At 65.2% G+C, this 9,660-nt stretch carries 8 protein-coding genes; 5 read left to right on the top strand and 3 right to left on the bottom strand.

The window, feature by feature from the left end:
• Together JOZ76_RS21740 and JOZ76_RS21735 are read right to left on the bottom strand one after the other, a co-directional pair.
• On the bottom strand, nt 1-469 hold a 469-nt coding region (locus JOZ76_RS21740), incomplete at its 3' end, for an aldehyde dehydrogenase family protein (RefSeq protein WP_291701717.1).
• Complete coding sequence (locus JOZ76_RS21735) at nt 466-1,116, bottom strand: GntR family transcriptional regulator (RefSeq protein ID WP_291701715.1); 651 nt, start codon at nt 1,114-1,116, stop codon at nt 466-468. The genes JOZ76_RS21735 and JOZ76_RS21740, both read right to left, overlap by 4 nt.
• Before the next feature lie 130 nt (nt 1,117-1,246).
• Here JOZ76_RS21735 and JOZ76_RS21730 point away from each other — a divergent pair, with 130 nt between their 5' ends.
• The 5 genes from JOZ76_RS21730 (at nt 1,247) to JOZ76_RS21710 (ending at nt 6,395) form a co-directional block, all read left to right on the top strand.
• A complete protein-coding gene (locus JOZ76_RS21730) occupies nt 1,247-2,041 on the top strand; it encodes an alpha/beta fold hydrolase (RefSeq protein WP_291701712.1) in 795 nt (264 codons plus the stop codon).
• A gap of 76 nt (nt 2,042-2,117) precedes the next feature.
• Nucleotides 2,118-3,770: a hypothetical protein gene (locus JOZ76_RS21725; protein ID WP_291701710.1), complete on the top strand. Its 1,653-nt coding sequence runs from the start codon at nt 2,118-2,120 to the stop codon at nt 3,768-3,770.
• 287 nt (nt 3,771-4,057) lie between these two features.
• The gene (locus JOZ76_RS21720; RefSeq protein ID WP_291701708.1) at nt 4,058-4,441 is read left to right on the top strand and encodes a response regulator; all 384 of its coding nucleotides are present in this window, start codon (nt 4,058-4,060) and stop codon (nt 4,439-4,441) included.
• Nucleotides 4,438-5,043, top strand: a complete 606-nt coding sequence (locus tag JOZ76_RS38575) for an NnrS family protein (RefSeq protein ID WP_441300070.1) — start codon at nt 4,438-4,440, stop codon at nt 5,041-5,043. The genes JOZ76_RS21720 and JOZ76_RS38575 overlap by 4 nt, the downstream gene beginning before the upstream one ends.
• Before the next feature lie 59 nt (nt 5,044-5,102).
• Nucleotides 5,103-6,395, top strand: a complete 1,293-nt coding sequence (locus JOZ76_RS21710; RefSeq protein WP_291701706.1) for a YncE family protein — start codon at nt 5,103-5,105, stop codon at nt 6,393-6,395.
• A 57-nt stretch (nt 6,396-6,452) separates the two neighbouring features.
• Here the strand turns inward: JOZ76_RS21710 and JOZ76_RS21705 are convergent, their stop codons facing one another.
• Complete coding sequence (locus JOZ76_RS21705) at nt 6,453-9,572, bottom strand: PAS domain-containing protein (protein WP_291701704.1); 3,120 nt, start codon at nt 9,570-9,572, stop codon at nt 6,453-6,455.
• Between the last annotated feature and the right edge of the window lie 88 nt (nt 9,573-9,660).

The raw sequence follows: 9,660 nt of genomic DNA, 5'->3' as shown, positions 1-9,660 counted from the left end.
TGCAGTTGGCGATGACGCCGATCGGCGTGCGCAGGGTATAGTTGAGATACGCACCCTCGACCGGGATCGCCGCGTCGCGTCGCGCCAGCGCAAGGCCTGCAAAATAGCGGAAGAAATCCGGCAGCCGCGCCAGCTGCGCGCGAGTCTCGTTCACCGGTCTTCCATTGTTGAGCGTCTCGAGCCGGTAGAGCGGCTCCAGGTTGGCCTCGAACGCGTCCGCGAGCCGGTTCACCAGCCGGGCGCGGGCGCGCACGTCCATGCCGCCCCATTCCCTGCCCTCGAACGCAGCGCGGGCGCTTCTCATGGCGCGGTCGACGTCCTCGGCGGTCGAGTTCGGGATTTTCGCGATCACATCGCCGGTTGCGGGATTGCGAACATCAAGCGTCGCGCCACCACCTGCTTCGATCTCGCGCCCGTCGACGAAATTGCCGTGGATCTCGACCGCGACGGCTCTTGCGGGACTATTCACGCGTCCCTCCCTTCGACGATGACTGCGTTGCGCCTGAGCGCCGGCAGCACGCGCTTCTCGGTCTGGATGATGTGAGACTTGATGATCCGCGCCGCCGCGCGGCGGTCGCGCCGCTGCATCGCCTCGATCAGGGCCGCGTGCTCGGCCACCAGCTTTTTCGGGTCGTGGCCCCTGACATTGGCGAGGCTGACGCGCACCAGGCGATCGGCCTGTCCGATCAGATCGCACAGCGCCGCCGCCATCCTGCGGTTGCCGGAGGCGTAGGCCAGCGCCGTGTGGAAGGCGCGGTTGTAGGCAATGAAGGCTTCATGGTCGCCGGAAAAGCGGCGAAACTGGTCCAGCGTCTTGAGGACGTCATCACGGGCACTCTCTATGGCCTCCGCCACACAGGCCGGCTCGAGCGCGAGCCGGAACCGCAAGAGGTCGCGCGCATCGGAGAGCGAGATCGGGTTGACCCGGTAGCCCTGGCGCGGGGTCACCGTGACGAGATGCTCGCGCGCCAGCCGCGCCAGCGCCTCGCGCACCGGCTGGCGGCTCACCCGGTAGCGCTCGGCGAGCTCCTGCTCCCGCATGTCATCGCCGGGCGCAAGCTGGCAGCTTAAAATATCAGTGCGCAGCCGATCATAGATATTGTCGCGGAGAAGCATGAAGTTTCTCTCGTTTCGAGCTTTTTATTCCAGCCGTGAAATATCACGTCAAGCCACGAAGGCTTGATTTGGGTGCGATTTGATCTATCAATCCCTTGGGCGCGTGTCCGCGTCCGAAAGAGGAGGGCCGATGGACCGGCTGTTTGCGGACGGAGCCGTGAACGCGGCGGACACCGGGCGGGGGCCGCCGCTCATTCTGTTGCATTCGCTGCTGTCCGATCGTGCGAGCTTTGATGCCGTCGTGGCGCCGCTAGCGCGCTCATTTCGGGTGATCGTTCCGGAACTGCCGGGATTTGGCCGTTCGCGCGCGGTTGGTGGCGGCCTTGCCGCCGTCGCCGACCGGATGGCGGAACTCGTGACCGACGTGGCGGGCCCTGGCGGCGCCGTTGTGCTCGGCAATGGCTATGGCGGCTTCGTCGCGCTGCAGATGGCGATCCGTCATCCGACCGTCGCGTCGCGGCTCATTCTCGCCGACGCCGGGGCGGCCTTTTCGGACAGCGGTCGCGAGGCTTTTCGCACCATGGCCGCGGTGTCCAGTGCGAAGGGGCTCGCGGCCGTCGCCGACGTCGCGATGAACCGGCTCTTTGCACCGGAATTTCAGAAGACGCATCCCGCGCTGATGGACGACCGCCGCGCGGCGTTTCTGCGCACCGACCGGGAAGTTTTCCGCACCGCGTGCGAAGCGCTCGCGAGCCTGGATCTGCGCCGAGAGCTCTCCAAGGTGAAGGTGCCGGTGCTCGTCCTGGTCGGCGAGCAGGACGAGGCGACGCCGCCGGCCATGTCCCATGAACTGGCTGCCGGCCTGCGCGATGTGCGGCTCAAAATCATTCCCGGCTGCGCGCACGTCCCGCAGCTGCAGGCGCCCGCGCTCTTCCTCGCGGCGATCGCCGACGTCCTCGGCTTGGCGAGCGCGGCTTCGGGCTGAGGACAACCAAAGCTTGTCAAGGCCTCCCGCCGCGCCTAGCGTAACCGGTGCCGTGGCGTCTGCGGGAGGTGGAGTCATGGAGTTTTTCCGGGCCTACAAGGCGAACCTCACGACACCCACCTACTTCATCGAGAGCACGGCACCCGACAACGTCGACGACACGGGGCCGCTGCCGGATCTGCCGCCGGAATACCGAAAATACCTGACGGAAATCCACGCCGAGCAGGCGGTGCAGGAGATCGCCGAGACGCTCGTGGCCGGGCCCGACTCCAACCTCGTGGTGATGGTGCACGGCTTCAACAATCCCGAGCCGGCCGTGCTGAACATGTACACGGGCGCCGCGATGGCGATCGAGCGCGACGGCGCGATCAATGGGCGGAAGGGCCTCGTCTGCATCGGCTATCGCTGGCCGTCGGAAAGCATGGGCGAGCCGTGGCATGGCACCTGGGATGCGCTGCCGACCTTTCCGACCTGGCTGCTGAACCTCGGTGTCATCATCGCAGTGGTGCCGTTTCTACTGTTCTATCTGGCCAGCTGGGCGCCCGGCCTGCTCGGCTGGCTGCGCCACCCGATCGGCGATCACCTCGTCACCATCCTCGGGCTGACGCTGCTGGGTCTCGTGCTGACCGCGGCGCTGCTGCGCGCCATCGTGTATTTCCGCGACACCTATCGCGCGACCAATTTCGGCGTTCCGGATCTCGTTCACATCATCCGCGTGATCGACGGCAAGGTCGGCGAGATCAGACAAAGCAAGGAGGCAAGCAACGACATCCAGTTGTCCTTCATCGGACACAGCATGGGCGGCTTCGTCGTGACCAACACCATCCGCGTGCTGTCGGACGTCTTCGAAGGCGGGCGCAGCCGCATCGAGGCTTACGGTGCGGCGGCCGATCCGAGCCTGGCGTCTTCCAACATCGGTCATGTCTTCCAACTCAAGCGTTTTGTGCTCGCCTCGCCGGATATTCCGGCAGAGACGCTTCTGACCAGCCGCAGCAATTTTCTCGCCTCGGCGCTGGTGCGGTTCGATGAGGCCTATCTGTTCAGCAATGAAGGTGACGAGGTGCTGCGCCAGATCTCGACGCTTGCGAACTATTTCGTGTTTCCGACCAGGAGCCGGAATCACGGTTTCCGGCTCGGCAATGTCGAGATTCTGTCGCGCGATTTCGGCCTGACCAGCGTTGCGCGTGCGGACATCCTGAAGAGATTGCGCATCGGCCATCTGACCCTGCAGGAGCTCTATGACGGACTCTTGCGCGCGGCCGAACAGAGGCAGCGCGCGATCGGCTCGCCGACCGTGCCAAAGCCTCCGGTCCTGCTGCCCGAGCGCTTCACCTATTTCGATTGCACCGACTATACCGACGACTGGACGGACTGGTCGGACCCGGACAAGCCGATCAAGCCGGCGCGGCCGCTGCTGTCCTTCGCGAACTGGTACAAGCGCAATGACGAGCATGCGCGCCTGCCCTGGCATGCGCATCTGCGCCTGCTGTTCGTCTATCTCTTCACCCAGCGGCCGAACGTGCATGCCGGCTACTTCCAGGGCCTGTTGTCCCAGCAACTGATCTATCGGCTGGCGTGCCTTGGCTACAATGGCACGATCATGGCCTATGGCAGCGAGCAGGAGCTCGGCAAACAATGCAAGGACAAGAAGATTCGCCTGCTGGTCTCGCCGGAGCTGCCGGGCCGTCCGGCCGCCGTCGCGTCGTCGCCGACCACTCCATCAGCGTGATTGGCGTTTGCAACAACCAACGTCGACGTTTGGAGCCGTTGCACCCGTAGATGGCCGGGGTGGTCCCGGCGACCCGGGCATGGCAGCATCGGTAATCTTGAGTCGGCAAGCTGAGACCGAAGCGATTGCGCGCCTGCACGCCGCTTGCGAGCATATCGAACACTGCGCCATCTCGCATGACATGCTTTGATGATCTCGGCTGGCCCTCGCTCCCGTTGCTTTTTCTCCAATCGTCCAATCTGCTCAACCGTCGCGCGCCGGTCGGTCGGCTAACTGAGGCAAGCCAGATGAAGCATGCATCGGTCATCATCGTCGAAGACGAGGCGCTCATTCGGATGATGCTTGTCGAAATGGTCGAGAATCTCGGGCACAAGGTCATTGGCGAGGCCGGAAGAATAAATGAGGGCCGGTCTCTTGCGGAAACTCAGGAGTACGATCTCGCAATCCTCGATATCAATTTGCAGGGCTTCAACGTGCAGCCGGTTGCGGAGGCAGTTCGGAGTCGGGGACGACCCGTCCTGTTCTTAAGCGGATATGGCTCGAATGGTGCGCCGGTCGGATTCAAGGCAGCGCCGATCCTGGAGAAACCCTGCACGCCTGATAAGCTCAAGCGCATGATCGATACTGTTCTATCGAATCAAGAACCTGAACAAGCGCAAGCATCGTGTTGATCCTGCATGTCGGCTATCTCTTCGTGCCCACCGGATTCGGGCTCGGCGCCCTGGCCGCGTTCGGCATCGTGCCGATCAGCGCCGCAGTTCATGCCTGGATGGTTGGCGCGGCCGGCAGCATGACACTCGCGGTGATGACCCGCGCCACCCTCGGTCATACCGGCCAGAGTCTTACCGCCTCATGGGCGACGCAGACGATCTATCTGGCCATCGTGGTCGCCGCTGCACGCGTCTACGCCGTGCTTGATCCGGCGCATGATTTCATCCTGCTGCACATCGCCGCCTGCGGCTGGGTGCTGGCGTTCCATGCGATCGCATTCGGGCCGCGCTGCTCGGCAGCAAATGGCAGGCGTTTGCAGTGCGGCAATGACGCGACGTCGTCATTGGCGATTGAAAGCTCGCTTGCACGATGCAAGGCTGCGATTGGTTCCAACGCAAAGCAGATTTATTTTTTTGCGATGCTCTGGTTTGCGCGCGCGACGTGCGCGTTCCGTCGCGGCCTACGCAACGTATTGATACGTTTCGGATTTGAGCACGACCTTGATCCGTCCATGCCGAACTTCCCGATTGCGTCGCATCGTTGTCATTTCGGCGGCGCCTAATGCAGATTGCTGACGCGACATTTTGTCGCGAACAACGATCAATCAGGGGAGGTCATCCAATGCGAGGAAAACTGCGTCTATTGGCAGTGGCTGCCGGCGCAATCGGACCGGCGCTGCTTGTCGGCATGCCGGCTGCTGCAGCCGACGAGACGTTCGCCGCGACCAAGGCGATTTCGGCGCCGTCCGGCAAGATCACCTCGTTCGACATCAGCTTCGTCGATCCGGTGCTCGGCCTCTACCTGCTCGGCGACCGGACGCAAAACGCAGTCGACGTCGTCGACACCGACAGCAACACATTCGTGAAGCAGCTCGGCAAGGGCGTGTTCACGGGTCCGGGCGCGTGTCCGCCGATCAAGCAGCCCGCGGGTGCCAACGATTGCGCGGGGCCGGACGGTGTGCTCGCCATCAGGCACAAGGAAGTGTGGGCGGGCGACGGCGACAGCACCGTCAAGGTGTTCGATATCGAAGGGGCTGGAACCGCGCCGACCCACACCATCTCGACCGGCGGCGTTCATCGCGCCGATGAATTGTGTTTCGATCCGAAGCACAAACTCGTGCTGGTGGCGAACAACGCGGAGGCGCCGTTTCCGTTCGCGACATTGATCTCGACCGAGACCTACATGGCGCTGAAGCGTATCACGTTCGACGGTAACGACGGTAGGCCGAAAGCAACCAACGGTGCGGAGCAATGCCAGTATGACCGGCGTACCGACCGGTTCTATATCTCCATTCCGGAGATCAACGGACCGGGCAACAACAGCGCATCCGGTGGCGTGGCGGTCATCAAGCACACGGGTGAGGTCGAGACCACCTTCGTCATTCCCGTCGCGCAGTGCTCGGGTCCGCAGGGAATGGCAATCGGTCCGGATCATCAGATCCTGCTCGGATGCAATGGGGCAGTGAACGCGAATGCCTCCACCGTCGTCATCGACGATCGCGACGGTCATGTCATCGCCACGCTGAACAACGAGTCTGGTGCGGATGAAGTCTGGTTCGATCCCGGCGACGGCCATTATTTCCTGGCGCGCTCGGCGGCCGTCGGCACCAGCCAGTTCCTCGGCGTCGTCGATGCCGAGCGGCTGAAGGAGGACCCAAGTGTCGTGACCACTGGCGAGGGCACCGGTATCGGCAACGCCCATTCTGTCGCCGCCGATCCCGTCCTTAACCGGGTCTATGTGCCGATCCCGAGTACTGCGACGGGCGGCCTTTGCACCGCGGCCGGCGGCAATAGCGCCAACGGCTGTATCGCCGTGTTCACGACGCCGCACGACGATCACAGCTGCGAGACAGGGTTCGTTCAAGTCAGCGAGGACATGGACGAGTTCCACCAGCGTCGCTGTCACGAGCGCTGAGTGTTGTTGGAAGGCGATGAGGCCGGGCCTTCGCCCGACCTCATTACTCCAAGCTTCCTACGTCCGCGCCAGCGCGTGGGGAAACACCACCTCGATCAGCGTGCCGGATTGCGGCGCGGTGCGGATGTGGAATTGCGCCCGGTTGGCCTCGACCAGCGCCTTGGTCAGCGACAGGTTGACCGCGGAAGTGCCGGAGGCCTGTTCCGAGGGCGGGTTGCGGAACGGCTCGAGCGCCGCGGCAACCTCGCCCTGGTTAAGCCCGTTGCCGGTATCGCGCACGCGCAGCACCACTTCGCCGAAATCGGTCAGCGCCGTCGACACGATGACCTGGCCGCCGGCGTTGGCAAGGCGGATCGAGTTGCCGATCAGGTTCAGCGCGATCTGGCGCAGCGCGCGCCCGTCCGCCACCACCGAGGGGAGCGCCGGGGCGAGCGAAGTGCGGATGATGATGCGCTCGCGATTGGCCTCGCGCTGCATCGCCGCGACGCAGCTCTCCACCAGCTCGTTGAGATTCTGATTGGCGAAGGCGAGTTCGAGCTTGCCGGTCTCGATCCGCGACAATTCCAGGAGATCGTCGATCGTGGCGATCACCCAGGAGCCGGAGCTGCGAATGTCCTTCATGTAATCGACATAGCGCTCGTTGCCGAGTGCGCCGAACCGCTCGGAGATCATCACTTCGGCAAAGCCGATGATCGCATTCATCGGTGCGCGCATCTCGTGACTGATGCGGGCGAGCAGATCGGCCTTGGCGTTGGCAGCGGTCTCGGTGAGCCGCCGTGCCTGCTGCACCTCGGTCTCGATCTTCCGGTTTTGCGAGACGTCGCGGAACACCGCAAAAAAATTCGGACCGTCCGGGCGGGTGCGGCCCATCGTCATCGAGAGCGGAATGAGGCCGCCCCTGTTGACCCGGCCCAGCACCTCGCGGCCGTGCTCGAGCAGGCTCTCGACGCCAAAGCCCTTGATGCTTTCGAGATAGTCGAGCACCAGGCGCCGGCTCTCGGGAGCGAACAGTTCTGTGAGATTGCGCCGCGCGAGGTCGGCGCCGTCATAGCCGAACAGCGCCTCGGCGCTGCGATTGCAGGCGTGCATGTTGCCGCCGGCATCGAACATCACGATGCCCTCGGCTGTGGTGTCGAGGATCGCGCCGAGCTCTTCGGCATTGGCATGGCCGACCGCAGAGGGCGGGTTTACCGGGGCCGGCTCCGCGACGACCGGCGCCACCGGCTGGGATTGCATCGGCGAGAACATCAGCGCGAGCGCGGAATCGCCATCCCAGGAGATCGTGTGGAGGCGTGCCTCGATCGAGGCGGTCACATCACCGTTCTCTTCCACCACCGAGATCGTCACCGGTGTGCCGGCCTCCGATGTGCTGCTGCCGTTCGCGCTGCCGGCTTCGACATAGAGCGCGTCGACACCGCCGGCCTGTTCGAGCGCATGCAGGCTCTCATAACGCATCTGACGGAGGAAGGCGGGGTTGGCGTAGAGCAGCCGGTCGAGCCGGTAAATCAGGACGCCGGTCGGCAACAGCTCGAGCAAAGTGCGGTGGCGTTCGCTCACGCCGCGCGCCGGCGGCTCGGGCTCTCCCAGCCATTCCGGTTGCGGGCGCGGCGCCTCGGGTGGGGACGGCTCGGCCGGCGGGTGCTGGTCCTCAGCCGGCTCGGCTGGGCGATGCGCTTCGCCATTGCCGTTCTCGAGCCGCTCCGACAATTGCCGGGCGAGCTCGTCGAAGGCGTTGTTCTCCACCGGCGTGAGCACCGGTGCTTTTGCGTCGCCGGGAGGACGGAAGGGCACAACGTTTCGCGGCGGCTCCACGATGGGTTCCGGAGAGTTTGGCTCGGGCGGGGCCATGTCGATCGGCGCTCGCGATCCCGCGATCTCGGCCGCCGCGAGAGCGCCGTCCGGCGGCTGATCCGCGGCACGGCTGCGCTCTGGATCGGGCGAAGGCGTCGCAGGTGAATCCTGCGGCGGGACCGGTTCGTGATCCCCGCCGTGCGCGTCCCGCAAGGCCGCAAGCCGTGCGAGCGCGTCGAGATCGCGGCACACGCCAAGCCCGCGATAGCCGACAAAGTTTCTCGCCTCATCATAGGTCGGCAGGCCCGAAAGCTCGATCGCGACCTGCTCGCCGCCGAGCGGCCAGCCCAGCGTGATGCCGCTCCAGGTCTCGCGCGTGGCGATCGCGCCCGCGACGCGGCCGTCGGGGTCGAAAGCCTGGGCAAGATCCTGCCAGAGGCCGTGGAGGCTTGATGCGGCTTGCGGGCCGATCAGGCGGGCGAACTCGCCCGCGGCGAGCGAAAACATGCCATCCGGGTCCAGATGCCAGCCAAAGCGAAGCGGATGCCGGCGCAGCGGCGCCGTGGCGTCCTGTGCAGTATCCGGGCTGACCTCGGAAAGCGCCGCTGGCGCGGATGTCTCTGGAGCGGACTGCTCGGGCGGGGTCACCAAAACCTCTTCGATTGCAGGCACTGAAAAGGAGGGCTGCATTTGCGCTGCGGCAGCTACCGTAGCCGCGGCCTCCGCGTCCGGCATCGCGCCCGACGCGAAGAAGGCAACAAGGCCGATATCGGCGCCGGCACCGACCCGCTGCAAGATCAGGTGGGCTGATCCGAGCGACGCCTCGGCGCGTCCCGAGGCGAGGGCGTCCTTGCGCGCCGCTTCGAGGCCGGCCGCGCGGAGGTCGCGAAACCCGAACAGCTTCCGCGCCGCGTCGCTGGCGCTCACCAGGATGCCGTCGCGCCCAAAAGCGGCAAGCGGCCCGTTGATGCCTTCGACCAGCCGCTGCAATCGCTCCGGCAGCGGCATGGTCCGGCCGCCGCCGTCGAGCGGCGCGACCAGAATGCCGTGACTGCCGTCTGAAAACGCGAGCCGCGCGCAGCGGCAGGTCACCCGCGCGCCCAGCGAAGCGCCAAAGCCGCGCAGCCGTTCCAGGCGGACCACGCCGCTTTCCGGCAGCGAGCGCGCCAATTGCGCGATCTGGCGCCTGCGCGCATCGGCCGACTCGAATGTGCGCAGCGCAAGGGCAGCGCTGCTCGCCGCGCCAAAAGCCCGCACACCAACCGGATTGGCCCAGAGCACGCGACTGCCGTCAGGCACGAACAGCCACGCCGGCCACGCGCTGGCGGCATGCAGGGCCAGACGCGGATCGGAGACGCTGCGCAACTGGTGGTCCTGATGGCTCATCGTATGGCTTGAACAAATCCTTCGTGACGCCGGGACCAGCCTTGCGCTCTGCCCCCAGCTCGGGCTTTGACATGGCCGTCAGAATCGG

It is taken from the genome of Bradyrhizobium sp. (assembly GCF_019244115.1).
In the GTDB taxonomy this organism is placed as follows: Bacteria; Pseudomonadota; Alphaproteobacteria; order Rhizobiales; family Xanthobacteraceae; genus Bradyrhizobium.
This window is presented reverse-complemented; position numbering and strand designations above follow the sequence as displayed.

Excerpts from the sequence above, each read along its gene's own strand:
- JOZ76_RS21705 (WP_291701704.1), bottom strand. The coding sequence starts at position 9,572 with ATGAGCCATCAGGACCACCAGTTGCGCAGCGTCTCCGATCCGCGTCTG.
- JOZ76_RS21725 (WP_291701710.1), top strand. The coding sequence starts at position 2,118 with ATGGAGTTTTTCCGGGCCTACAAGGCGAACCTCACGACACCCACCTAC.
- JOZ76_RS21730 (WP_291701712.1), top strand. The coding sequence starts at position 1,247 with ATGGACCGGCTGTTTGCGGACGGAGCCGTGAACGCGGCGGACACCGGG.
- JOZ76_RS21720 (WP_291701708.1), top strand. The coding sequence starts at position 4,058 with ATGAAGCATGCATCGGTCATCATCGTCGAAGACGAGGCGCTCATTCGG.
- JOZ76_RS21710 (WP_291701706.1), top strand. The coding sequence starts at position 5,103 with ATGCGAGGAAAACTGCGTCTATTGGCAGTGGCTGCCGGCGCAATCGGA.
- JOZ76_RS21735 (WP_291701715.1), bottom strand. The coding sequence starts at position 1,116 with ATGCTTCTCCGCGACAATATCTATGATCGGCTGCGCACTGATATTTTA.